Genomic DNA, 25,717 nt, shown 5'->3' with positions numbered 1-25,717 from the left:
CTAGCCTTTCACGGCGCCGGCGGTCAGACCGCGCACGAAGTAGCGTCCAGCGACGACGTAGACGAGAAGCGTGGGGATGGCGGCAATCATGGCGGCCGCCATGTCGACATTGTATTGCTTGCGCCCCATCGTCACGTTGACGATGTTGTTCAGCGCCACGGTGATCGGCGATGATTGCCCTGCGGTGAACGACACGCCGAAAAGAAAGTCGTTCCAGATCTGCGTGAATTGCCAGATGCAAGAGACCACGATGATGGGAAGCGCGGTCGGCAACATCACTGAAAAGAAGATCCGGAAGAACCCAGCTCCGTCGATTTGAGCCGCGCGGGTCAGTTCGTCCGGGATCGTGATGAAATAGTTCCGGAAGAACAGGGTCGTGAAGCTTATGCCGTATACGGTGTGAACCAGCACGAGACCCGGAATGGTGCCGGAAAGGTGGAGGCGACCAAGCAGCTGCGCCATGGGCAGGATAACGGCCTGGAACGGCAGGAAGCAGCCGAACAGCAACAATCCGAATGTCGCGTTCGCGCCGGCGAAACGCCACTTCGTGAGGATATAGCCGTTTATCGCGCCTATCCCCGTGGACAGGATGACGGCGGGCACGACCATCAGGATGGAATTGATGAAGTATGGCCGCAGTCCCGTGCAGGCCGTGCCAATGCAGGCCTCCTGCCATGCCTTGTTCCAAGCTTCGAAGGTGATCGCCTGAGGCACCCCGATGAAGGAGCCGCCATAGATTTCATCCAGCGACTTGAGCGAGGTGACGATCATCACCCAAAGCGGCATCAGGTAGAAGGCGGCGAGCGCGATCAGCGAGCCATAGATGAACAGGCGACCGATCTGGTGTGAACGACGCGCCGAGCGTGCTTCAGTGCGCATTGCGGTCCTCCCTCAATTCCGAATAGAGGTAGGGAACGATGATGGCTGCGACCGTCATCAGCATCATGATGGCGCTGGCGGCACCTACGCCCATCTGGTTGCGCCTGAACGTCGCGGCGAACATGAAGGTCGAGGGCATTTCGGTGGCGCTGCCAGGCCCGGCATTTGTGAGGGCCAGAACCAGGTCGAAGCTCTTGATCGAGATATAGCTCAGGAGGACGATGACGCTCAGGAATGCCGGGCGCAGCATCGGCACGATGACGCTGAGGTAGATTCGCGGCAGGCTGGCTCCCTCGATCTGCGCGGCCTTGATGATGGAAGTATCGATCGCTCGCAGCCCGGCCAGGAAAATGGCCATCGCGAACCCCGTCGATTGCCAGACCGCTGCGATCACCACGCAGTAGATTGCAAAGCTTGGTTGTGTGATCCAGTCGAAGACAAAACCGGTCCAGCCGAGCTCGTTGACGACCTTCTGCAGGCCGAGGTCCGGGTTCAGGATCCATTTCCAGGCTGTGCCCGTGACAATGAATGACAAGGCCATGGGATAGAGGTAGACGGCTCGCAGGAAGCCCTCCGCCCTCACCTTCTGGTCGAGCAGAATCGCGAGGAACAAGCCCAGCGCGATGGTGATCGCCAGGAACAACGCCGTAAAGATGAAGAGATTGGCGACTGCAGTGTGCCAGCGCGGGGTCGACCACAAACGGACATATTGCTCGAGCCCGACGAAGTCGAACTTCGGGACCATCTGGGACGAAGATAGCGAGATCCAGGCCGTCCAGACTATGAAGAGATAGACGGCAATCAGAACGGCCAGCAGGCTGGGCGACAGGACGAGCCGCGGCAGCCATAGGTCCAATTTGTTTTTGAGCGACATGGGACTGACCAACCTCGCTATTGCGAGCATCGTTGCGGACGGTGTCCCCGCCGGCACGATTGCCGGCAGGGCTTTGGTGGCCTGGACTAGCGGGCGTTGTTGATCCCGTCGACCAGGGCCTGAACAGCATCCTTGGACGACATGTCGGTGACGAAGAATTTGCCGACGACGTCGGTGAAGACGCCGGCGAATTGAGGCTGGGCAGCAAAGCCTTCCGTGAGGCCGCCGAGCATCGCGCCGTTCTTCACCGCCGCCTCGCGGTCAGCATAGCTACGCTTCGCGCAGTCATCGAAACTGTCGACCGGAACGTCGGAGCGAGCCGGGATCGAACCCTTGATCAGGTTGAATTGCTTCTGCACCTCGGGATCCATGATCGATTCTGCCCAGGCGTCCTGGCCTGCTGTGGTCACGGCATCATCGACCTTGAACATGCCAAATGCGTCGATCACGAACTTGAAGTTGGGCTTGTCGGTCGGCGTTGGGAAGCAGAGGAAATCGACGCCGGGCTTGAGGCCCTTGGCAAGGAACTCGCCCTTGGCCCAGTCGCCCATGACCTGCATGGCGGCTTTGCCATCCGCGACCATGCCCGTTGCGACGGCCCAATCACGCCCGGTGAAGCCGTCATCGACAAGTCCGCGGACCTTCCTAAGCTTGTCGAACGTCGCGATCATTTCGGGGCTCGAAAGAGCGCCCTCGTCCAGGTCGATGACTGCCTTCTTGTAGAATTCGGGCCCGTTCACGTCGACAAGGATTGCCTCGAAGACCTCGAGGATCTGCCAGCTCTCGTCACCCATGGCGAGCGGGACCACACCGGCGGCCCGGAGCTTGTCTCCGTCGGCGATCAGCTCATCCCAAGACTTCGGTTCCTTGACGCCGGCCTTGTCAAAAACGGCCTTGTTCGCCCAAAGCCAGTTCTGCCTGTGCATGTTGATCGGGACGGAAATGAAGTCGTCTCCGTTTTTGACGAAGGCAAGCAGCTGCGGGGCGAGCGCCTTGTCCCAGCCGTTCTTGGTGTAGAGATCGTTGAGAGAGCGCAGGACGCCCTGCTTGCCCCAGTCGAGCCCTTCATAACCAAGGAACTGCATCGTTGCCGGGGGGTTCCCGGCGGCAAGACGCGTGCGCAGTGCCTGCAGCGCGTTGGCGCCGCTCAGACCGCCGACCGCGCTATCTTCCCAGGTGTAACCCTTGGAGGCCAGCTTATCGGTGATGACCTTGAGCGCTTTGACCTCGCTTTCGGACACCCAGTGATGAATGCCTTCGACCTTGCCCTTGCTTTCGGCCATTGCCGCGACCGGCATGAAGGCGATCGAGGCAGCTAGGATGGTGGTGAGCTTCATTGTAGTTCCCCTTGTTGCATGCGTTGATGGCTTGATGATCCGGCTCGATCCTGTCGGGCGCGTGCCGGGGCGTGTTGCGCATCAGAGCGGTTCGGCTGCCGATGCGTATGGAACGTTGCGCCGGCCATAGCGGCGGACGCGGATGTTGGACTGCTCGGCGTGGCCGGCGAAACCTTCCATGATGCAGAGGCGCGAGCTGTACTGGCCGACCAAGGCGGACGCCTCATCGGTCTCGATCCGCTGGTAGGTGCAGGTTTTAAGGAACTTGCCGACCCACAGACCGCCTGTATATCGGGCTGCCTTGTTCGTAGGCAGCGTGTGGTTGGTTCCAATCACCTTGTCGCCGAAAGAGACGTTGGTGCGAGCGCCCAGAAACAGAGCGCCATAGTTCTTCATCCTCTCAAGGAAATAGTCCGGATCACGTGTCATGACCTGCACGTGCTCGGAGGCAATGCGATCCGCTTCCGCCACCATCTCATCCAGCGTGTCGCACAGGATGATCTCGCCGTAGTCTTCCCAGGCTTTGCCGGCGACAGCCGCAGTCGGCAGGATTTTGAGCAAACGCTCGATCTCATCGAGGGTATCGCGGGCAAGTTTCTCAGAATTGGTGATCAGAACGGCGGGAGAGTTGACGCCGTGCTCCGCCTGCCCAAGCAGGTCGGTCGCCACGATCTCACCGTCGACACTGTCGTCAGCAATCACCAAGGTCTCGGTCGGACCGGCGAACAGATCGATGCCAACTTCGCCGAACAGCAGCCGTTTCGCTTCGGCGACGTAGGCATTGCCGGGGCCGGCCAGGATATCCACGGGAGCGATCGTCTCAGTGCCATAGGCCATGGCCGCGATCGCCTGGACACCACCAAGGCAATAGATTTCGTCCGCGCCCGCAAGGGCCTGGGCGGCGACGATCTTGTCGGCGATCTTGCCTCGAAACGGCGGAGCGCAAGTGATGACGCGTTCGCAGCCTGCCACGCGAGCGGTCAAGACCGTCATGTGAGCAGAGGCAAGCAGCGGATATTTGCCGCCCGGTACATAACATCCGACATTCTGGATCGGTATGTTCTTATGCCCCAAAATTACGCCTGGTAGCGTCTCGATCTCCAGATCGCGAAGTGTGGCCCGCTGGGCTTCGGCGAATTTGCGTATCTGGTCCTGGGCGAAATCGAGATCCTCGCGCTCGCGTTTGCTCAACGCGTTGATGCATCCGTCAATCTCAGCCTTGGTCAGGCGATAGCTGTCGCGGTCGAACTTGTCGAAGCGGATGGACAATTCGCGCACTGCCGCGTCGCCCCCTTTCTCGACTTGCGCCAGCAATGCCTGGACCGTCGCGGTGACTGCGGGCTGGCCATCGTCTGCGACACTGCCTTTGGCGGGCTTGACCGTGCGTATCATGGCAACAACTCTTGGTTTGCGGGCGCTTGCGCGCCGCATCATCAATGTGGTGGATGGCGAAATGCGAGGGCGGCGCATGACCAACCCTCGCGTCAATTTTGCTAGAGGTGCTGTTCGCGTGCACGCATCTGGGCGTAAGCAGCCTGCTCTTTTTCGTAGTAGGCTGGCGACGGGAAATCCCACCAGCCGGTGGCGAACGGCCCCGCAGCGTCACGCGACACGATGACTTCGACGAGAGCGGGCCCGCCGCATTCCAAGGCTGCCTTCAGGCTGCTTTCGAGATCTTCATCCTTCTCGACTTTCCAGGCCTCGAGCCCGAACGCGCGCGCCGAAGCCGTGATATCGGCCGAATAAGGCTGACCATTGCCCGAGTGATGGTTGAATTCGGAAGCAATGTGACGGCCCATGAACTTGCGCTGACCGCCTCGGATCGACATATATCCCGAATTGTTCAGCACGAGGAAGACCACATTGATGCCGTTCATCGCGGCAGTACCCATTTCGGGCAGCGACATCATGAAGTCACCGTCGCCAACGATCGCCACGACTTGGCGGTCCGGGCATGCGAGCTTTGCCCCCAACGCCGCCGGCACCGCCCAGCCCATTGGCGAATAGGAGCCCGAGGTCAGGTGGGTGCGAGGCTCGTAGACAGGGAAGCTTTGCTTCACCGAGCCCTGGGTATTGCCCGAACCGACAACCACAATACCGTTGCGATCGAGTACCTTGCGCAAAGCGACCAGCGGGCGCTGGGAGGTGAAAGGCGTTTCGCGGCTGTTTTCGCGCGGCGACACCTGAGCGATCCAGTCCGCCTTGGCCTTCTGAACGTCGGCCAGGAACTGCTCGCGTTTGCCCAGAGCCTTCTTAGCATCGCCCTCCGAGATGAGGGCCAGGATCGCCTCCAAGGCCACCTTTGCGTCTGATACGATCCCCACCTCGGTCGGATAGGTCTTGCCGATCTCGCGCGGGTCGAGGTCAATATGGATCAGCTTACCTGGAGGGATCGAGAACGAGACGCCCTTGGCGTAGGAAGATGCCGACCAGTCGGTGAAGCGGCAGCCGACCGAAACGACCACATCTGCGGAAGCAGTGATCTTGTTGCCGCAGGTCGTGCCGGTCTGGCCGACTGCTCCAATGAAGAGCTCGTGATCTTCCGAGATGGCGCCCTTGCCGTTCCAGGTGATCGAAACGGCGGCGCCGACGCGCTCGGCCAGACGCGTCAGTTCGCTCGAGGCGTTGGCCGTGATCGCACCGCCACCGGCGACGATGACCGGGCGTTCGGCACTCAACAGGACCTTGACCGCGGCCTCGATCGCGCTCGGATCGGGATAGGCCACGCCAATGGGAAGGCGCTTTTCCAGCGGATGAATGGTGACATCGGCCGCTTCGACCTGAACGTCCATCGGCACCTCGACATGCACGGGACCCGGGCGGCCGGTGAGCATGGCGTTGAAGGCGCGATGCATAATGCTCGGCAGGACCTGCACGGACTGGGCTTGCCATGCCCGTTTTGTCACCTGCTCGGTGATGCGGGGGAAAGCATTGTCCTGTTGGCGCTCGATCTCCTGCATGGTGCCATGGCCGTGCATGTAGGTCTGTGGCGAGCCGGAGACGTAGAACAGCGAGGTGGAATCGCAATAGGCTGTGGCGAGGCCAATAATTGTGTTGGTCGCACCTGGCCCGACCGATGTTGAACATGCCATTGGCCGGCCGCTTGCACGGAAATAACCGTCCGCCATGTGAACGGCGCTTTGTTCGTGCATCACCTGGATGAAGGGCAATTGCGAGCCTTCCTCCAGGAAGGCATCGAACAGAGACCAGATGCCATGGCCGGGAACACCAGCCACGTATTCGACGCCATATTCCTTGAGCGCTTTCGCGACGATCTGCCCGCCGGTCAGTTTCATTGTTCGACCCTCTTGTCTTTGTTGGCGAGGCGATTGTGGATATGCTCCTCGTCCATGCGCCTAGTAAGCAGTCATCTGTGGCTGCGCGACAAGTTCGCAGGGTAGCTTTAATAGACGCGATGTGACGCGCTGAGAAAGAAGCATTGCGACATATGGGATCGGTCGGTTCCCGTGGGCTGCGAACTCAGCCGCATAGCGGGCTCGTTTTTAATCGGAAGCCATTTTGCCCCCTTAGCAGCGAAATTTGGCGCAATGTGACGCGACCGGAACCTTAGGTCGCGCACGAATTCGGGCTGCCGCGCAGTTCCCCCTCGGCATGCGATATGTCTTGATTGCGCGGGTAATCGGCTCGCGATGGTGAAAGCCATGAGCAATCAGAGTGGTTATCGGCCTGGCGCCGCAGAGCCAGCGAGGCTCTATGCCACATCGTGATCCGGCAGGGACCTGGCATTGGACATAATCCGGTAGTCAAGCGACGGGCACAGCAATGACGACGAAGCGCAACCAGCTAATTCTGCATGCTCTCGTGGCGCGACACGGCACGCTGGCCCTAGATGTGGATATTGCGCGCGAGCTCGGCTTCGACGGACTGGAAGCCTCTGGGGCCAAGGTCCGCGCTTTTCTGGATGCCGGGTTCACTTTCCAGGAGCTGCGCCGCTTGATCGATGACATGTTCATTCCAGGCATCGGATTTCTTCTCGATGTGGAGCGCCACGGCAATGCCCGCAAAGCATTGCTGAAGGACGCGGAAGAGTTGATAGAACTCGCCGTCTCGGTTGGAGCGAAGGGCATTCAGGTCATCACCGGTCCAATCAGTCTCGCGGCTCTCGATCCCGAGGCCAGCAAGAGGCACCCGGATCTTTACCGAGGCGTCGTCGGGCTGCCGATCGAGGAGCAGATCGACATCACGGCGTCCGGGCTGGCAGCCGTCGCCGACCTCGCTGCTCAACGCAACCTGGTCATCTACCATGAGGCGCTGTCCTGGACCCCACTCAATACGATTGACAGGCAGCTTCTGACCATAAGGAAAGCGGCACGCGACAACATACGCGTCGTCGTCGATTTCTGGCACTGTTACACCTCCGGCGACGGCCCGGAACGCATTTCGCAATTGGACAAAGACCTCATCTACGGAGTTCACATTTGTGACTCTCTTGCGTTCAGCGGTAGCATCCCTAACGAGCCTGTTCTTCGCGACGTCGAAACCGGCAAGGGCGTATTGAACCTGAGAGAGTGGGTGGCTGCAGTGAAATCCACCGGCTACGACAGCTGGTGGAGTTGCGAGTTGTTCTGCAAAAAGCAGCACCAGATGGACAGCTACGATGTGGCGCGCGAGTTGAAAATCCTGATGCAGGATCTTGTCGGCTCCTAGTCTTGAGCGATCCGTCATCCGGCAACATCGGACCGACGGCTTGCGAAAGATTTTGTCGCAGTCCTCAGGCTATTCGGTGGATAACTGTGCCTTGGCGTCGAAACGGTTCGAGGGTCTCGGCATCAAGCTGGCGCCCAGCGAGCATATGGTCGATCGCGTCAGGTCCCGAAACCTGAAAGGGGGCGGTTTTCGCGATGCTCTCGGCCGTAGCGACAACTACTCTCGCGGCGCTTCGGCGGCACATAACGCGCTTGATTTCGGCGTCGGGAAGGTCAAAGGCGGTCAATCCGACGGAAGCATGGACCGCGCAATCGGCGACAAAGAACATGTCGGCGTTGAACTGCTCCAATTGCGAAAGGGCGGTAGTTCCAACAGAGCATCCCTTGTCCTGGTCGTACAAGCCGCCCAAAAGAACGACGCTCACTTGACGATGCCCTTCCAGCGCAGTCGCGACAAGTAGGGAATTCGTCACAATCGTTAAAGACATGTCGCGGGGTAAGGCGCCGGCGAAGGCAACACTGAGGGCTCCATGGTGCATCATGATCGTTGCGCCGGATTGTACGAGTTTCGCTCCGGCAGCAGCCAGCGGTGCGAGATCCATGGTCGAGGACCTCGACCGCTCGGGCCCGGTCTTGGCCTCCGATGCCCTTGCCAGCGCTCCGCCATAGACCCTGCGGCAAAGTCCGGCTCTGGCAAGATCGCGTAGATCGCGGCGCACAGTGTCTTCAGAGACACGAAATTCAAGAGCCAGCGCGTTGGCCAGGACCTTGCCATGCTCCGACAGTCTGTCGCGAATGATCACCTGGCGTTCCTCTGCAAGCATCATTCGAACATCCTTGAGACGATGATGTGCGACTTTCTTTGGTTCAGGCCAGCGGATATAAATCCCAAGAGCCTCGCGCTGCAATGTCATCGTGGACCGGCATCGCGCCTGGTCTACGACTAGAGCACCCCCTGCGGCACGCCGCTAGCCAATCCTGCCGACGCGCTATGGAAGTAGACTTCAAGCAGCTACGACGGGGTCTCAACCGCTTCGGTCTGGCGCGTTGCTGGGTTCTGCCTGCGGGCAAATGGTCAGAACGCGCGTTGACTTCTCAGTGACGCCCGGCGTCCTTGCCGCGATTCCATTCCGCCATTGCGGTGATGGTGAGGGAGATCTCGACTCCCATTTTCTGGCGGATCGGACGACCTCACCGATCGCATCACTGTGCGTCACTCATTGGCGCCGTGCGAACTTGTCGCTCGATTGAGCGAGTGGAAGGATGCGTCCAATCGTTCCGCAGCGCAGCCGGCTGTCGGATTGAGCGAGTGCGGCACCGGTCTCCCGACCGGTCCAGAGCTGGGCCGAATGCGCAAGGATATTTATGAACCTTCTGACAAATGACATCCCCCGCAAACCTCGCTTTCGCGCGGGTATGGTTGGAGGAGGGCGAGGTTCCTTTTTTGCAAGCCGGCATCGAACTGCCATGCGGCTAACCAATCGTTTCGAACTGGTGGCAGGTGCGTTCTCGTCTGACCGTCACGCCTGCATTGAAGCCGGGCAGGCCCTAGGAGTGGCTTGGGACCGCACCTACTTCAGCTTCGGCGACATGGCAGCGGCGGAAGCGGCGCGCGATGATGCCATCGAAGTCGCGATTATCGTTACGCCCAACCATCTCCATTTCGAGCCATGCAAATTGTTTCTCGAAGCGGGGATTCCCGTCATCTGCGAAAAGCCACTGGTCCACTCCTCAGAAGAGGCACGCGAGCTCCAGCGGATCGCTGCCGCAAACGAGACGTTCTTCGCTGTAACATACACCTATACAGGGTATCCAATGGTCCGAGACGCCCGCGCTCGCATCCGCGCGGGCGAAATCGGGCAGGTACGCTTCATGCATGTAGAGTACTTGCTGGAATGGTTGGTCAACGACCCCTCGAAGTTGGGCAAGGGCGGGGTATGGCGCGGCGACCCGGCAAAGGCGGGACCGACGGGCGCGCTGGGGGATATCGGAACCCACGCCTTCAACATCCTCGAATTTGTTTCCGGACTCCGGTGCACCGCACTCAACGCCAATTTGATGCGAACCGTTGACTCCTTCGGGCTAGACGACACTGACGTGATCCAGTTGGAATTCGAGGGCGGCGCCAACGGCCTCTTGTGGTCCTCTCTTGCCGCTCCGGGCCACCGCAACGGCCTGCGTTTAAAGATCGTCGGCTCGAAGGCCACCCTCGAGTGGCGGCAGGAGGCACCGGAGACACTCACTGTGTCCCGCCTCGCCGAAGGCGACCTTACCTATCGTCGCGGCCACGGCGACATGTCCTCGGACGCGCAACTTGCGACCAGTCTGCCGGCGGGCTCTCCTGAAGGCTACCTCGAGGCACTCGCCGTTCTATACAGCGATTATGCGACTGCGCTTGAAGCCGGCCGAAACTGGCGAGGTGCGCTCCCGGTGCCAATCGCAGACGTTTACGAAGGGCTGCGGGGCGTTCTGCTTTCCGAGATCAGCGTCAGTTCTTCAGCTTCCAAATCGTGGGTTGCCTTCCCCGGCTCCGAGCAGACGAGCCAATGATCTTCTATCGATCTTTGCCAAGGTGACACATGTCAAAGCTACCGGACTCATCATTCTTGCACCGTCTCGCTGATTTGGCGGATGCCGAGACGCTGCCCCGCTATATGGTCGACCTTGCCGTCGATACCAAGCCGAAGCCCGGATATAGATTCGATCCGGTGACCGAGGCTGATCGAGAAGCAGAAATCGCGTTGCGTGCCGCCATAATGGCGGAGTTCCCGGATCACGCTGTACTTGGCGAGGAATTCGGCGAGACGGGCGGCGGCGACTGGCGTTGGGTGCTTGATCCCGTGGACGGAACCCGACCTTTTATCTGCGGCATCCCCGTTTGGGGAACGCTCATCGGTCTGACGGTTCGCGGGCGCGCCGAGATGGGGATGCTCAGCCAGCCCTATATCGGCGAACGGTTCTGGGCGGACGCGACAGGCTCATGGCGCCAGCGCGCCGGTGAGCCCCAGCCACTCAGGACGCGTGGCATCGACACCCTCTCCGACGCCATTCTCCACACCAACTCCCCCGAACATTTTCACGGCGATCTCAAAGCTGGCTTCGAGCGGCTGAACAGCGCGGTCAAGATGACCCGGTACGGTGGGGAATGTTATGCCTTCGCCATGCTAGCGGCGGGCCGGATCGATCTGGCGGTTGAACCTTCCCTGCAGCCCTACGACATCGTCGCGCTGATCCCGATCATTGAGAAGGCAGGTGGTGTGATCACTCGTCTCGACGGCGGCCGAGCTGAGGAAGGAGGCCCCGTCCTTGCCGCCGCGACGCCGTCGCTGCATCGGTTGGCACTGAATGAACTCGTCCTGAACACCTAAACTGCAAGACATTCAAGCGATTGACCGGGTAGCGTGAAAGTCGGGTTCGTCAAAGCCGAATATAGGGCGGATGGGTAATGCTCTTAGTCGGATCGCATTTCACATCTGGATCATGTCCGAACCATCGCCCAGATATTGCAGCACTTCCCTCGGGATGCCTGGGTCGCTCCTGTCAATCACGGTAAGTTCCTTGAGGTGACTGCGTTGGAGCAAGCCTGGCCCCTTGTAGTGAAGGGCGACCTTAGTCGCATAGGGTTGTCGGAAGGCATTGGCTGCAATGCCGCTGGCGATGCCGAACATGAAGCGTTTCGCATTTCGCTTGACCTGGGCATAGACACCGAAGGTGAGCTCATTGCTCTGGATGCCTTCGAAATCCGCCGTAAATAGCCGGTCCGCAACTGGGAAGCTGAACCCATAGTACTTGAAGACATATTCGGTTCTTCCCGGTCTATCGAAGCTCGGGAACCGCTCGATATAGTAATGCTGGAGAAAATTGTTATTCCTATATAGGCAGAATGCCGATTTCAGAATGAAACCTTTATAGATCGAGGAAAACTGATACCGGTCATAGACACCCAGGATCTCCGAATCCTGCACACTACCGTCGAAGACAATATTCGAGAGGAAGTTGACAAACTCCGGCAGATGGCGCGCCGTTGACATCGCATGAAAAAAGTTGCCGTCAATCAGCGTCCTGAACTCCTCGGGGTCGGAGAAGAGGATCGGAACGCTCAATCCGAAGAAGTTAGCGATCGTGCGCAGATTGGCGCTGGACGGCACATGGGCGCCAGAGAGATATTTGTTAAATTGTTGCCGATTGACGTTTAATTTGCGACAAACAGCGGCGACAGACCCGTGGCGATCGCACAAGGTCCTCAAATTTGCCGCGAGCGCGGCGGTATCCCCCGCGATGTGGTTCACCTCGATCGCCTCCCCTATGACGCGAACAGACGCTATCTGTACGTCAGTTTAATGCAGACTTCAACGAGATGCGAAGTTGGCTGCCAGAGGCGAATGCGCCCATACTTGGGGCCAGATCAGGAGCGCCCGGCATGGCAATTCACGGCAAGACTGGGTGGTCAGTCATGGGGACCGGCACCATTGCCGCGGAGCAGATGGTCGCGGGCATCAGAGCGCAGGGGCATACTCCGTTGTGGGTGGTCAGCCGCCGAAAGATGGACGCAGCTCATTTCGCTCAGGATCTCGACATTCCGCAATGGACGACCAACCTGTCGGAGGCTCTCGGCGATCCTGACGTCGAGTTCACCTATGTCAGCGCGCGATTGAGGCGACGGGCCCATTACATCACTGCTGCGGCGAAAGCGCGCAAGAACGTCCTTTGTGACGGACCAATCTCCGAAAACAGCAAAGTAGCCGCTGAGCTTGCGCGTCTGTGCGACGCCGCCGGGATCGTGCTTGCGGTACATCACCCGTTCCGTGCGTCGGCCATACACCAGACCATGCGCAGACTGATCCTGGATGGTGACATCGGGAAGGTGCAATCGATCCTTCTTACCCGCGAGGGACCGTACAAGCCCGCTGCCAAGCGCAGAAAGGACGATCTCGACAACGAGGGCGACATCTATCTCGACATGTCCGTCGACGACATCGACCTTGCCAGGTTCCTGACGGGTGGAGAACCGCGCGAAGTCTCGGCCATTTGCACTGTTGCCGATGGCAGACCCAACCAGATTTCCTATTCCTTCCAACTCGACGATGGCAGCCTGTTTCATGCATTCGAAAGTTTTGCGATCGCCGACCTGGAAAGCACGGTTGTGGTGGCTGGAGATCGCGGCACGCTGATCGCCCACGGTACGCTGAATGGCAAGGCTTCGGGTACGCTCATGCGTCGGCACGCAGCCAAGAACGAGCTCGTGCCGGTTCGCGACGGGGATTCGCATGTTGCTGCAGTCGAGGACTTTGTCAGCGCCGGGGAGCGCAGGCTGACCTGGCTGGCACGGGGGTCAGATAATGTCGCCGCCCTGCGCGCCGCGGAGGCTTTGGCTAAGGCCGCCTCGAAGCGCCGCACCGCCACAGTTCAAGGAGGGCAGCCAACGAGGGGCCTCCTTAAGCGGGATCAATCTGCACAGGATGCTGCGGGCCAGTGACCCGCACCAGAAAGCGAGGAGCAAGAGCGGCCTAGACGTGCCTGGTGTCACGGGATGGCTTCCCCGAATACCCCATTGCACGGGAGATCTGCCCTGCGATCTCGGCAATTCGCCCTCCGGTCGAGGGGACATTCTCGTCGGTAACACGCGCGATTGGTCCACTGATGCTGATGGCGCCGAGCGGGCGCCCCGATTGATCGAAGACGGGTGCACCGATGCAGCGTCCTCCTATGGCGGACTCCTCGTTGTCGATCGCATAGCCTCGCTCCCGGATAAGTGGAAATTCGGCACGCAATTGGTCGACTGTGGTGAGGGTGTTATAGGTGTAACGGGGCAGCCCCGGCTGCTTCAGCAGCACGTCCACTTCATGCGGATCAAGCCAGGCGAGAATCGACTTTCCGAGGGAAGTGGCGTGCCATGGGTTGACTACTCCCACGGATGCTCCCTGACGCAACGTCTGCATGGCCTCGATACAATCCACGACAACAACCTCGTGGCGCAGCCAAAGTGCGAAGCTTACCGTTTCGTTGAACTGTTCATGCAAGGTTTCCAGATAGGGGTGGGCTACCGTCCGAACGTCCCTGCGGTGGAGTGATTTCTGCCCAAGAATATAAAGCCCAATGCCCAGGACATAGCGATTTCCATTCACCTTTTCGATCAGCCCATGCCCGACGAGACTGGCCACATAACGTGACGTGGTTGGCTGTCCCAGCCCGACCTCGCGCGCGATCATCGACAGCGACATGGGCTGATCAGAGCGCTCAAGAACGCGCAAGACTGCAACCGCCCGATCGACAGCGTCGAAGCGGGCACTTTTTTCCTCGTCGGTGAACAGGTCGTTTGGCAAGATCGTTCCAGCGAATCCCGTGGCAATCGCCCCCTTGGTGCTCCAAGTCGAACCGGTCGTCAATTAAGTCGCGGCGCGGCGTCCAACAGCATTCTTGTGTAAGAGTGCTTTGGCGAACGCAGGACGTCATTCGTTCGTCCCGCCTCAACGATGCTCCCATCCTTCATGATTATGATGGATTGTGCAATTTCGGAGACCAGCGGCAGGTTGTGGGTTATGAAAAGCATCGCAAGGCCGTCCTTCTTCAGATCGAGCAGAAGCTCGACCACGGCCGCCTGAACAGACACGTCGAGAGCCGAAGTGATTTCGTCGCACACCAGAAGCTTCGGTTTGACCGCGAGCGCGCGGGCCACGGCCACGCGTTGACGCTCACCTCCCGATAGATCGCCCGGGTAAAGATCGGCAACCCGTTGCGGTAATCGAACCCGGTCAAGAAGCGACCGCACTTCGGCACCGACCCTTGCTTTGTCAGCCAGCCCCGTCAGGCGAACGGCGCGGGCGATGCTTTGCGCGATCGATTCCTTTGGGTTGAGCGAGCGGTCAGGATTTTGGAAGACGATCTGCATGGCGCTCAAATCTACCTTGGAGCGCCTTGAGACGGCGAACGGCATCAAATGCCCCTCGAACAACAAGCCGCCCGAAGCGTTGCTGTGCAAACCGGTCACGCATCGGCCCGTAGTGGTTTTGCCGCTGCCGCTGCCGCCGACAAGGCCGACGCACTCGCCTTTGCCGACCGAGAATGAAACGCCGTGCACGACCTCGACGTGGCCATGGGCCGCGCGCAGGTTCTTCACCTCGAGGACGCTCTGGATTTTGGCACCGTCGGCCTCGGACGCCGCCGCAGGACCATCGGTTACCAGTCGTGGAATAGCGTCGAGCAGCATGCGCGTATAGTCGTCGCTCGGTGCTGCGAAGACCTGCCTGCGGCTCCCCTGCTCGACGATCCTTCCAGAAAGCATGACGGCCACCCTGTCGGCCACGACGTTCACGACCGCAAGGTCATGGGTGACGTAGACCACGCTGGCGCTGCTGGACTTGATCAGCCTCGCTATCAACTCAAGGATCGTTTGCTGGGTGGATACGTCCAGGCCCGTGGTGGGCTCATCCATCACGATGACCTGCGGAGCCGTGACGAAGGCCATGGCAATTGCGATGCGTTGCAGTTGACCGCCGCTGAGCTCGAAGGGATAGCGTCTCAAAAACTTTTCATCGTCTGGGAGATCGACGCTCCGCAACGCGTCACGCATCAGTTGCTTCATGCCGGTGCCCGAATGGCCGTGCGCCGCAAGAAGCTCGGCCATTTGCTTGCCGACTGACATGCGGGGGCTGAAGCTCGTGGTCGGATTCTGTGGAACCAGCGATACTTTGCCGCCCTGGAAGGCACGTTGCCTCCGGCCCGAGAGTGAGAGGATGTCGGTGCCGCCAATCAAAATGTTGCCGGAGGAAATGCGCATTCCCGGCCGCGCAAAGCCTAGCAAACTCAAGGCGACTGACGTCTTTCCAGATCCCGATTCACCGATGATGGCCAGGACTTCACCCCGCTTCACATGAAGGGAGACGTCGCTGACGATTTCGCGGCCGTTGAGGTCATGCATGAAAAGCGATTGCACAACGAGCGGGATTGCTTCGGTCATTTCAAATCTCTTTCGACCGACCGACCGAGCGCGCAAAGCTGTCGGCAAGCACGTTGACGGCAACGGAGAAGGCAGCAATTGCCAGAGCTGGCGCGATTGCGATCCATGGCGAGATCGTGATGCCAATCCGGTTTTCGCTGATTATCAGACCCCAGTCGGCCGCCGGCGGTGGCAGGCCCAGGCCCAGGTAGCTTAGCGAAGCGTAGAGGATGATCGACCCGCAAAGTCGGACCCCGAAGTCGGCCAGGACCGGTGTCAGCACGTTGGGCAGGATGTCAAGGAAGCAGATTGCGGCCCAGCTTTCCCCGCGCGCGAAGGCAGCTTCAACGTACTCGTTCTTTGATATGTCCATCGTGATCAGTCGCACGATACGGAAGATGCGGGGTGAATGCAGGATCACAATCCCTATGATGACTGTGGGCAGGCTTGGCCCGGTCGAGGCGAGAAGGACGAGAAGAAAGATGGCCGGCGGGAGCGCGTAGATCACGTCGGAAATGGCAATCAGAAAAATATCCAGCGGGCCTCGCCGCAGGCCCGAGTAGATGCCAAGCGGCACCGCGACTACATAGGCCGCCACGGTCGCGCAAAGCGCGACGACGAGCACAGTCCTCCCGCCATAGAGAAAGCGGCTGAAAGTGTCGCGCCCCAGGAAGTCGGTTCCGAGCCAATGCTCGTGGGTTATGGTCGCGAAGGGAGGCCCGACGATTTCATCGAAGGCGTACGGACTGAACAATGGTCCGAACGAGGCGAGGGCAACGATGATGACGACCAGGACCAGAGCGATGCGAGCTGCTGGCTTCGCCAGGGTCAGGCGCAGGACGGAGTGGCGCATACGGTCAATCTCTCCGGCTAGGTCGTACCGCGCGCCACGCGCAGCCTTGGATTAAGAAGAAGGATCAGCGCTTCGGACACCAGGTTGATAAGCACATAGGTCGCCGTGATGATCAGCGTGATGGCCAGCACTGTCGGCATGTCTCGGTTGATAACCGCTTCCGAGAGCGCGCTGCCGATGCCCGGCAGTTGAAAGACGGACTCGGTGACCACCACTCCGCCGGCCAACCAGGCCGCATTCAACGCGATCGTCTGGATGCTGGGTGTGATGGTGTTGGGAAGAACATGACGTAATAGCACCCGCGCGGGGCTTATGCCCCTCAGCCGTACCATATAGATGTATTCGGCGTTCAACACTTCGAGTGCCACCGCCCGCACCATGCGTACGACCTGGGCCAGCGTTGTGCCGAGCAGGGTCAGGACCGGCAAAATGAAAAGGGTCGATTGAGATGAAAGCGGAAGGCTGTCGTTGATCAGCGAAACCGGCGGCAACCAACGAAGATAAACCGCGAAAAGCACAATCAATACCGTGCCGATTACGAACTCAGGCAGGGCAACGGTCACGATTGTCGGAACTGATATCAGGTGGTCGGCCAATCTGTCTTTGTAGATCGCCGCGGCAACGCCGAGCACGAAGGAGAGCGGTATCAGCAGGAGCAGCGATGTGACCGTCAGTATCAGGGTGTTGACGGCCCTCGGCCCAATCGTCTCCCAGACTGGCCGGCCGGACGGAATTGACCGGCCGAAGTCGCCGGTGAGTGCGCCCCCGATCCAGCTGGCATATTGCACGACGGCCGGCCGATCCATGCCAAACTCGCGCCTGAGCGCCTCCACCGCCGAAGGGTCCGCCTTGGCACCGAGCGCTGCCCGGGCCGGATCTCCCGGCAGATATTGGGTCGCGGCAAAGACGACAATGGAGACGGCAAAAAGAGTGACGACAGCCAGGACTATTCTTGTCAACAGAAGCTGCAGCAAGGGTTTATTCAAGGGGTCTCACCTTCAGAGAAAGGGAGCCGCCGCGGCTTGGCCGGACACGGCGGCTGCAGTTTACCCGAGATAGACGCTTTCGAACTGATAATAGCCGAGATTTCTCTGGGTGGAGGGAACGATATTCTTGACGTTGGCGCTGGCGGCGTCGAGAAGATCACGGAAGCCCCAGATGATGTAAGCTCCCTCGTTCCACAGGACCTTCTGAGCCTCCACATAATATTCGCGGCGCTTGGGGCCATCGAACGTGGTTCTTGCCTTGCTTACCCACTTGTCGAACTCGTCACTGGTCCAATCCGGTTCGTTCCAGTAGGCACCCCGGGCATAGCCTTGGCCGAACTGGGATTCGAGAGTGTGCTGTCCCCAATCCGAACTGCCCATCTGCGTCTTTTTGAAGTTCGGGCCGGAATAGTAGCTGTCGGGCGGCACGACCAGAAGTTCGATGTTGACGCCGATCTTCTTGGCCTGGTTGGCGATGAGCGTAGCCGACGCCTGCATGCCTGGAGCGGCATCCGAGGTGTAGAGGGTGATCGCCTGGCTATTGTCAAAGCCCGCCTGCTTGAGCAGCGATTTCGCCTGATCCGGGTCGTAAGCGCGTTGCGGCAGTTCGGAGGCGTAGACTGGATCCGTGATGCAATGCAGGTCGTTGCCAATCCTGCCATATCCCGACAATGCGTTGTCGAGCAGTTGCTGGCGGTCGATCATGAGCCGGAACGCCTGGCGGACGCGCACGTCCGTAAAGGGTTTCAGGTTCGTCATCATGAATTGGTCGGTCGTGGCACCGCTCTTCGAGCGCAGCAGGGTGAGTGCGGGATTTGCTTCAATCAGGCGCGCAAGACTTCCATCGAGCTGAGCCACGGCATCGACCTGGTTGGCCACCAGCGCATTCATGCGCGCGGTCGGGTCGTTGATCGCGATGAATTCGACCCCATCGAGATATGGCTGGTCGGGCGTGCGATAGTTATCGCTGCGTGCCAGCGTCACCCGCTGACCGCGGGACCATGACACAAACTTGAAGGGCCCGGTCCCGATCGGCTTGTCGAAGTCGGTCGTGCCGTCCTTCATGAGGAACATGACCTTGCTGCCCAGCACTTGCGGCAGCAGCGCATAGGGCTGCTTCAATTCGACTTCGACCGTATTGGCGTCGAGCGCGCGTACCCCTTTCGGCTCCATGAGCGGCGCCAGGTTGGGGTAGGCATCGGCCTTGTTGTCAGAATTGAGGATGTACTGGATGGTGTAGACGACGTCCTTGGCCGTGAAAGGCGCGCCGTCATGCCAGACCACACCTTTCTTGAGCTTGATTTTCCAGACGTTGCCCTCGGCGTTGTGAGTGAAGTCATCCGCCAGCTTGTTGTAGAGATTGCCATCCTTGTCGAAGTCGGTGAGCCGGTCGAAGATCGACTGGGCGACGGCGAAATCCATATCGCCTGTCGAGATGAAGGGGTTGAGCGACGATTTCGCCCCGGCTGCGCCTAGACCGACGCGGAGCGTCCCTCCCCGCTTCGGTTCATCGGCCAGGGCCGGGCGAAGCCCCGCCCCGGCAAGCATCATACCGGTGCCCAACAACAAGCCTGTCTTCAGCACATCGCGCCGCCCGATAAGCGTCGAATCTGCCTTTGGGCGATTTATGTCCTTGCTCATTCCACATTCCCTCCTGTTTAGATGGTTTTCTTCGGCTTATTCATTCAACCAATGGGCGGAGCGCCCGCGCCTGGCCACGGCTTAGGCAAGCAGTCCAGCAAGCTTGAGGGCCTTCAGGATGTTTTCCTGATCCTCCTTGGCCAGGTTGCCATTGGGCTTGCGCGGTTCACCCACCTTGCGGCCTTGGGCGTTGATGGCAAACTTGATGCGGGCGGGGAAATTCACGCTCTTGGTCATCTCCCGTGCGAGCGGCGCGATCTTGTCCGTCAGCTTCCGGCCAAGGACGTAGTCGCCGGCTGCGTGGGCGGCGAAGATCTCCCCGTACTGTTTCGGGATGACGGTGTTGATGCCGGAAATCGAGGCCTGCGCCCCAAACAGAAAGCTCGCAATGTTCACGCTGTCCGCCCCAGCGGCAATGGCGACCCGGTCGCCGACGGTCTGGACGAGTTCCGTCACCGGCTCCAGCGCCACTTCCTTCACGCAGATGACTTCGGGCAGCTGGGCGACGCGCTGCATGACGGCAGGGGGGTTGAAGAAATGGTTGTAGTAGATGATGGGCAGAGAGGTCGTCGCCCCGACGTCCTGGATGAACTTCTCCAGCCCCTCCCCCGATGGGGTATTATAGATTGGCGGCCCAAGCATCAGCGCACAGGCGCCGGCCTGCTTGGCTAGCAGACCACGCTTGATGGCGTCGCGGGTGGTGGTTGTGATTATCCCTGCGACTACGCGCAGCTTGCTGTTGGCCGTGGCTGTTTCCACCAAGAGCTCGAGTTCTTGTGCGGAAAGCTCATCCCCCGAACCTGTGCTTCCGCCGACCACGGCAAGGCGAATGCCAGCGCTTTCCATGAACCGAAGCTCACCCTTGAAGAGCTCCAGGTCGAGATCACCATCGGGTCTAAACGTCGAAACGAGCGGCGGGATGATCCCCTTGATCTCGTCCTTTTGAAGCACAGTCGCCATTGCAGTTCCTTATTTCACCTAGTGAAAGTCACTATTACTGAATGAACATCCTGCGAAGCGCGGAGCTTGTCAAGGGCATTTCGCAATGACGGCGCTGAATGACCGAGACAGGCTTGCTGCGCTTGGTTTCAGCCCGCCGAACCCGTTCGCTGGTCAACAGGCATCTTCGTGCGGGGAGCAGTGAAGCCGGCCATAATGCGACGCGGTCGGAGCACCGATCTTGTGGCGCAAGACGAGAATGCACACAGCGGGGTCATGGCATGAGTTGCGCGGGCTTGGTGGCAACCAAATCCCGCACTACACCCTTTGCGACCTTTGCACTCCTGGCGCGGCGATCGCGCTTGTGCTCAAGGCCCCGTACCTCGGCCGATCCGTAAGGATCACTGTTCTTGCGACCTGGAAACAGGCCACCCCCGTAACGCGACGGCGTGACATCCGTGACCCCGATCACAGTGTCCTGCCCCATCTCGCATCACCGTCGGCGTCTGGCAGGGAAAGCGATGCGGACGACCATAAAGGACGGTCAGTCGCTGTTTGCCCGACCGAGATCGATGATATGAGACGAACTGAGGCAGCTGTCCTCAAGGCCAAAGTCAGCTATTGTCCGTTGCGCAGATCGCTGATCTTGGCCACAGAAAGCTGGACGTCAGAGAAAACAGCCGTCGTCCCCTCGCCCGTCGGCGATTGAACGCCCAATCCTATGCGCACCGGCCGCCTTTCGACGCCGGGCAGAGTGAACCAGCGCAGGAAATTCCAGTATTTGCCGTCTTCCGAAAAATGGAACGCGACCGTCTCGCCATCGCAATAAGCACGCAGCCACACGTGGGCGCCCGAATGACGAGGACCGTCCGAGTCGTCGGATGTGCCGCGCGTCACCACGCTCACGATGGTCGGCTTACGCGCGGCAGAAAATTCGAAGGCGATCTTTGCCCAATTGTTGTCGTCGCATTCGATGAAGATCGCGCCGGCGTCGTAAGCGGAGGCGAAGTCGACGGAGACCCTGGCAGACAGCGCAAAATGCTGCTCGTCGATCTCGCGCACCAATCGCGTGACATTCGCGGCCCGGCTTTTGCCGCTCGGGGCGAAGAACCAGTCCGTGTTCGCGTTGGCCCGCAGCCGCACCGAGGCGTTCTCGATTACCGCGGAGCCGTTGTCAGCCCCCTCAACGCGCATGCTGTCGAGCTTCATGTTTTTTCCTTCACTTCAACAAATTCCGCCGAGAGCCGGCCGGTTTTGACCGGCTTAAACAGCGCTGAGAACGGCACTCGGCGCCAATGCTTGATACCGCCCGCGAAGCGCGCCAAGGATCGCCGAATTCAGGGGTGGAGTTCTATGGCGAGCCACACCGAATCGGTATCCGCGTAGTAGCGGTGCCATGGGTAGGCCCACTCATTCTTGCCGCTGACCCTGCAGAAGGGGTCATGCGAATAACCGACCGGCATCACAACGTCTTCATAAATTGTCGTTTCGTCACGAAGTCGAAACTTCTGCATCCGGCCGGAGCCGTGGATTTGCGTGTGTGTTTCAAGGAAGCGATGCTCATTGTGAATGAAGCAGTCAGTGTCTCCCGGCGACCACCAAAGGTTCAGCTTGAGCGTGAACGTCTGCGGGGTGCCGGGTGCTGCGCGCTCGTTGGTGAATACCAAAGGATCGGTGCTGACCGTGCCGATCTCATCCTGCGGGGAAATGAACAGCGGCGTGTCGCGTGGGAAACTTTTGATTCGATTGCCAAGCCAGTCCCAGCCGCGGAACATGCACCCCCCAAGATTGGTGGCTTTTCGCACCTTCAGAAGCGCCGCCCGTTCCGCGGATTTGATTTGCCCGCCCTTCAGCCATGTCGATTTCCAGGCAGGCACGATCGCCGGATGCTCATCTCCGGTGATCATCGCGCTGGGGCTGACATTCACAACGACAGCGTCTTCAACGGGATAGTCGCGGACATCTTCGACGAGCTTGGCGAAGATGAAGTCGTCGGCAAACGAAAGGTCTCTCGTCTGGTTCGGCACGGTTTTGTCGTCCATCATCAGGGTAACCTGAGCCCGACCACACCACAATGCGGACGCCAAAAGAAGTGCGCGTCTGGACGATTCTTGTCGTAACTTGACGTCAATTCTGCGCCATATTGCGAAGTGCGCCGGTCCCGGTGGGTAAGCCGGCAATCGGGTGTCTTCGAAAGACTGGCTCTCAGGGCGCCAGCGATGCCAGGCAAAGAGTGACCTCACCACAGCGAACTTTCTCGCTCGGCGCGTCACATTGCTTCCATGTTCCATGCGTTGCGAACTTGTCATGAGCTCTCGATGTTTGCCTACTGGGCGAGATTGGCAGAGGCAGCTTCGACATTGCGTCGTATCGATGATCGAACAGGAGATCTGCCGCGCCAAAATCCGGCATGAAACCCGACCTCAGGCTGGAGCTCGATCAGAGGATCTCGACCCATGACAAAGTATGGCTCGGCGCTCTTGGGCATCCGACCGCGGGATGAAATTATGCAGACCAACTGTGACTACATAGTCGTTGGCGGCGGCTCGACTGGATGCGTGGTTGCCGCGCGGCTTTCGGAAGATCCTGATGCCTCGGTCTTCCTGCTGGAGGAAGGCCCACGCGACTTCAATCCCTACATCCATATCCCGGGTGCCTACTATAAGACCGCACAAGGGCCCCTATTGAAAAGGATTCCCTGGGAACCAACCGCAGCCCAATCCCGTGTCGAGCAGCCGACGATGGTCCAGGCCCGGGTGCTGGGCGGCGGCAGTTCCGTCAACGCGATGATCTATATCCGCGGGGCGCCATCCGACTATGCGCGGTGGGAAGCGCTCGGCGCGGATGGCTGGAATTATGATGATGTGTTGCCCTACTTTCGGCGGTCGGAAGACAACAACCGGTTCTGCAACCAGGCCCACGCCGTAGGGGGACCGCTAGGCGTTTCCGACATCGACCATATCCACCCCCTCACACGCGCCTGGCTGCAGGCGTGCCAGCAGGCTGGGCTGCCCTATAATCCTGATTTCAATTCCGGCGATCAGACCGGCTGCGGTCTTTACCAGATCACCGCCAAAAACAGGCGGCGCAGCAGCGCCGCAACGGCCTTCATCAAACCCGCCCGCCACCGACCTAATCTCCAGGTTCGAACGGGTTCCACGGTCACGCGGATAATTGTCGAAAAGGGGCGGGCCGTCGGGGTCGAGTATGTAGCGAAGGGCCGCAAATGGGCCCTCATGGCCAGTCGCGAAGTAATCTTGTCGGCAGGTGCGATTGCCTCGCCGAAATTGCTGATGTTATCAGGGATCGGTCCGGCCGACGCTTTGCGCGGACATGGCATTCCTGTCGTTGCCGATCTGCCCGGGGTCGGACAGAACCTGCAGGACCATATCGAGATATCGCTCGTCTATCAGTTGAACGGGCCCCACAGCTACGACAAATACAAGAAGCCGCACTGGAAAGCCGCGGCTGGCCTGAACTATCTACTGTTCAGGGATGGCCCGGCTTCTTCCAATCTGATCGAAGGAGGGGCGTTCTGGTGGGGCAACACAAGCGAAGCGATCCCGGATGTGCAATATTTCATGGTCGTGGGTGCGGGCATCGAGGAAGGCGTCGACGCCGTCCCGGGCGGAAACGGCTGCACGATAAACCTAGGACAGATCCGGCCTCGGTCTCGAGGGGAAGTGACGCTGAAAAGTGCCGATCCTTACGCCAACCCACGCGTGGCCCCGCGGTATTTTTCCGACCCCTATGATCTCGATGCGGTGGTTGAAGGAACGATGGGGGCGTTCGATATCATGGAGCGACCCGCCATCCGCCGCTACATTGCCTCAAGGCAGATCCCGTCCGCCGGGACAGCGACGCCACTACAGGTGAGAAAGTTCTGCCAGGAGGTCGCGCATCCGGCGCTGCATCCTGCAGGCACCTGCCGAATGGGCAAGGACGGCATGGCAGTGGTTGATCCCGAGCTTCGCGTCCACAGTATCGAAGGCCTTCGCGTGGCGGATGCGTCGGTCATGCCAACGCTCATATCCGGCAATCCCAACGCTGTGTGCATTATGATCGGCGAGAGGACTGCGAACTTTGTCCAGCATGGCAAGTAGAAACGCGCGACCCTGCTCCCTCTCAAAGATTAGCCGGCGCCCGCGGTGGCCTGCCTTGGCCACCACCAACCATGACGGCCTCGCTCCAATCACCGGTGTCTCAATTTGAACGCCACACCAGAGAGAATAGCGATAGTGAACTACAGCTCGACGATCTCCCCTGCGATCCGAAGCAGCCGTTTCTTTTGCAGCCTTTTCTTTTTGGGAGCAGGCGTCGGCATCGGAGCTTGGGCGTCCTCACTTCCAGTCCTCAGCGCTCAAATGGAACTGGACAAGGCGCAACTCGGGTGGATCCTGATTGGCTTCGCTCTGGGCGCAATTGTGATGATGACCAATATCGGTCGCTTGGCTGCCATTGCCCCGAGCAGTGTGCTCAGCTTGCTGGGATCTCTAACGTTCGGCGCAGCGCTGTTGGCCCTCCCGTACGCCGGTGGCACCTATTGGCTGGCGTTGATTGTGTTTTTTGCCGGTATCGGTTTCGGGACGCTCGACGTATCGATGAATATTGATGCCTCGACAGTGGAGCGTCACATGGGTCGGCAAGCAATGTCCTCTTTTCATGCCGTATTCAGTTTCGGAAGCCTGATCGGCGCATTCGTTGTCGGCCAGATACTGTCCAACGGCGGCGCCTTGGCCGTTTGTCTTGGGGTGGCGGGACTTGGTGTTGCGGCAGTCGCGGTCGTCGCCTGCATAGGATGGAACAATTCAGGCCGGTTCGACGATCCTGCCGACTCCATTGAGGCGACGGATGGCAAATTCGATAATGCAATAAGGAAGCATCTTTACCTGCTTGGTGGCCTGGCATTCTTAGGGATGCTGGCCGAGGGCGGGATGATGGATTGGAGCGCTATTTACATCGTGACCCGATCCGGAGGAGCAGAAAGCACAGGCGCCTATGGTTTTGCGGCATTTGCAACCATGATGGCAACCGGCCGCCTATTCGGTGACGCCATCGTTAAGCGGATCGGCCAGATGCCGATGTTGCGCTATTGCACAATAGTTTGCGCAGGCTCGGTGTTCACAATGATCCTGATGGGCGGCAATCTTCCTGTTGTTCTGATTGCGCTCGCCATATGCGGTCTTGGCCTAGCAAACGTCGTGCCCACACTTTTCGCCGCCGCCGGGCGTGCAGGTGGCACTTCTGCTGCTCGGGCAATGTCGATCGTGACGACGATGGGATACGCGGGATTGCTTCTTGGGCCTGGATTGTTGGGTTTTATTGCTCAGATTTCGTCGCTCGTCGGCAGCTTATCCGTCATCCTAATGGCATTTGTCGCAGTTTCGGCTTCAGCGCGCTCGAGCGAATGCTAGGGTTTGGCCACTCACCCGTCCGTGGTGAGGCGGATGGCTCGCATGCACATTCTTAGGCCTCGCCAAGGACGTAGCTGCCAGCTGTATGGCCTCGCGCAGTTAGCTTTTGACACTGACCTACAGCCGGGGGGCAGGTTTCGCGGAACAATGGTATTCGTCCGACTGGGCACAAGCCGATCGCGTGCTGCCGG

At 59.6% G+C, this 25,717-nt stretch carries 21 protein-coding genes and 1 pseudogene; 6 read left to right on the top strand and 16 right to left on the bottom strand.

The genetic code is table 11. The annotated features are described in order from the left end of the window. The 5 genes from P9230_RS29840 to P9230_RS29820 all read right to left on the bottom strand — a co-directional run bounded on the left by P9230_RS29840 (position 1) and on the right by P9230_RS29820 (position 6,386). On the bottom strand, positions 1-879 hold the full coding sequence (locus tag P9230_RS29840) for a carbohydrate ABC transporter permease (protein ID WP_278086719.1): 879 nt from the start codon (positions 877-879) through the stop codon (positions 1-3). Beyond that, a complete protein-coding gene (locus P9230_RS29835) occupies positions 869-1,753 on the bottom strand; it encodes a sugar ABC transporter permease (RefSeq protein WP_095799992.1) in 885 nt (294 codons plus the stop codon). The genes P9230_RS29840 and P9230_RS29835 overlap by 11 nt, the downstream gene beginning before the upstream one ends. Positions 1,754-1,839: 86 nt before the next feature. Continuing rightward, positions 1,840-3,090: an ABC transporter substrate-binding protein gene (locus P9230_RS29830; protein ID WP_127213911.1), complete on the bottom strand. Its 1,251-nt coding sequence runs from the start codon at positions 3,088-3,090 to the stop codon at positions 1,840-1,842. A gap of 81 nt (positions 3,091-3,171) precedes the next feature. Next, on the bottom strand, positions 3,172-4,482 hold the full coding sequence (gene hisD, locus P9230_RS29825; protein ID WP_095832827.1) for a histidinol dehydrogenase: 1,311 nt from the start codon (positions 4,480-4,482) through the stop codon (positions 3,172-3,174). Between the two features lie 101 nt (positions 4,483-4,583). Then, entirely contained in the window at positions 4,584-6,386 is a 1,803-nt protein-coding gene (locus P9230_RS29820) for a thiamine pyrophosphate-binding protein (protein WP_095826381.1), read from the bottom strand. 487 nt (positions 6,387-6,873) lie between these two features. Here P9230_RS29820 and P9230_RS29815 point away from each other — a divergent pair, with 487 nt between their 5' ends. Further along, positions 6,874-7,758, top strand: coding sequence for a sugar phosphate isomerase/epimerase family protein (locus tag P9230_RS29815; RefSeq protein ID WP_278121510.1), 885 nt, complete (start codon positions 6,874-6,876; stop codon positions 7,756-7,758). A 64-nt stretch (positions 7,759-7,822) separates the two neighbouring features. On the opposite strand, the gene P9230_RS29810 is transcribed toward P9230_RS29815, so the two are convergent. Continuing rightward, entirely contained in the window at positions 7,823-8,671 is an 849-nt protein-coding gene (locus tag P9230_RS29810; protein ID WP_278121508.1) for a DeoR/GlpR family DNA-binding transcription regulator, read from the bottom strand. Between the two features lie 451 nt (positions 8,672-9,122). Here P9230_RS29810 and P9230_RS29805 point away from each other — a divergent pair, with 451 nt between their 5' ends. Both P9230_RS29805 and hisN read left to right on the top strand, forming a co-directional pair. Beyond that, the gene (locus tag P9230_RS29805; protein WP_278121506.1) at positions 9,123-10,307 is read left to right on the top strand and encodes a Gfo/Idh/MocA family oxidoreductase; all 1,185 of its coding nucleotides are present in this window, start codon (positions 9,123-9,125) and stop codon (positions 10,305-10,307) included. 29 nt (positions 10,308-10,336) lie between these two features. Next, the gene (gene hisN / locus P9230_RS29800) at positions 10,337-11,125 is read left to right on the top strand and encodes a histidinol-phosphatase (protein WP_067330584.1); all 789 of its coding nucleotides are present in this window, start codon (positions 10,337-10,339) and stop codon (positions 11,123-11,125) included. Between the two features lie 99 nt (positions 11,126-11,224). Here hisN and P9230_RS29795 read toward each other — a convergent pair whose 3' ends face one another. Beyond that, positions 11,225-12,046, bottom strand: a complete 822-nt coding sequence (locus P9230_RS29795) for a helix-turn-helix transcriptional regulator (RefSeq protein ID WP_278121504.1) — start codon at positions 12,044-12,046, stop codon at positions 11,225-11,227. 131 nt (positions 12,047-12,177) lie between these two features. Here P9230_RS29795 and P9230_RS29790 point away from each other — a divergent pair, with 131 nt between their 5' ends. After that, complete coding sequence (locus tag P9230_RS29790) at positions 12,178-13,233, top strand: Gfo/Idh/MocA family oxidoreductase (protein WP_278056349.1); 1,056 nt, start codon at positions 12,178-12,180, stop codon at positions 13,231-13,233. 31 nt (positions 13,234-13,264) lie between these two features. Here the strand turns inward: P9230_RS29790 and P9230_RS29785 are convergent, their stop codons facing one another. From P9230_RS29785 to P9230_RS29750, 9 genes and pseudogenes are all read right to left on the bottom strand, one after another. Continuing rightward, positions 13,265-14,080 (bottom strand): IclR family transcriptional regulator, encoded by an 816-nt coding sequence (locus tag P9230_RS29785; protein ID WP_245456852.1) that lies wholly within the window; start codon positions 14,078-14,080, stop codon positions 13,265-13,267. 59 nt (positions 14,081-14,139) lie between these two features. Then, entirely contained in the window at positions 14,140-15,714 is a 1,575-nt protein-coding gene (locus P9230_RS29780; protein ID WP_278121501.1) for an ABC transporter ATP-binding protein, read from the bottom strand. A 1-nt stretch (position 15,715) separates the two neighbouring features. Then, positions 15,716-16,318, bottom strand: coding sequence for an ABC transporter permease subunit (locus tag P9230_RS29775; protein WP_278121499.1), 603 nt, complete (start codon positions 16,316-16,318; stop codon positions 15,716-15,718). A 114-nt stretch (positions 16,319-16,432) separates the two neighbouring features. Continuing rightward, positions 16,433-16,546, bottom strand: a pseudogene (locus P9230_RS32460) (hypothetical protein); the annotation flags it as partial. Between the two features lie 17 nt (positions 16,547-16,563). Further along, the gene (locus tag P9230_RS29770) at positions 16,564-17,520 is read right to left on the bottom strand and encodes an ABC transporter permease (RefSeq protein ID WP_245418846.1); all 957 of its coding nucleotides are present in this window, start codon (positions 17,518-17,520) and stop codon (positions 16,564-16,566) included. Positions 17,521-17,592: 72 nt separating this feature from the next. Next, positions 17,593-19,173 (bottom strand): ABC transporter substrate-binding protein, encoded by a 1,581-nt coding sequence (locus P9230_RS29765; protein ID WP_278121498.1) that lies wholly within the window; start codon positions 19,171-19,173, stop codon positions 17,593-17,595. An 81-nt stretch (positions 19,174-19,254) separates the two neighbouring features. Further along, complete coding sequence (locus P9230_RS29760) at positions 19,255-20,133, bottom strand: dihydrodipicolinate synthase family protein (RefSeq protein WP_278121496.1); 879 nt, start codon at positions 20,131-20,133, stop codon at positions 19,255-19,257. A 597-nt stretch (positions 20,134-20,730) separates the two neighbouring features. Continuing rightward, positions 20,731-21,321, bottom strand: a complete 591-nt coding sequence (locus P9230_RS29755) for a DUF1349 domain-containing protein (RefSeq protein WP_278121495.1) — start codon at positions 21,319-21,321, stop codon at positions 20,731-20,733. Positions 21,322-21,449: 128 nt separating this feature from the next. Further along, positions 21,450-22,157, bottom strand: a complete 708-nt coding sequence (locus tag P9230_RS29750; RefSeq protein ID WP_278121493.1) for a hypothetical protein — start codon at positions 22,155-22,157, stop codon at positions 21,450-21,452. Between the two features lie 462 nt (positions 22,158-22,619). Here P9230_RS29750 and P9230_RS29745 point away from each other — a divergent pair, with 462 nt between their 5' ends. Both P9230_RS29745 and P9230_RS29740 read left to right on the top strand, forming a co-directional pair. After that, positions 22,620-24,215 (top strand): GMC family oxidoreductase N-terminal domain-containing protein, encoded by a 1,596-nt coding sequence (locus P9230_RS29745; RefSeq protein ID WP_278121527.1) that lies wholly within the window; start codon positions 22,620-22,622, stop codon positions 24,213-24,215. Between the two features lie 135 nt (positions 24,216-24,350). Beyond that, complete coding sequence (locus P9230_RS29740; RefSeq protein WP_164750355.1) at positions 24,351-25,526, top strand: MFS transporter; 1,176 nt, start codon at positions 24,351-24,353, stop codon at positions 25,524-25,526. The last annotated feature ends 191 nt before the right edge of the window (positions 25,527-25,717 follow it).

The sequence above is a fragment of the Mesorhizobium sp. WSM4887 genome (genome assembly GCF_029625865.1).
Lineage (GTDB): Bacteria > Pseudomonadota > Alphaproteobacteria > Rhizobiales > Rhizobiaceae > Mesorhizobium.
The sequence above is the reverse complement of the archived record's forward strand: the minus strand, read 5'-3'. Positions and strand labels throughout refer to the sequence as shown.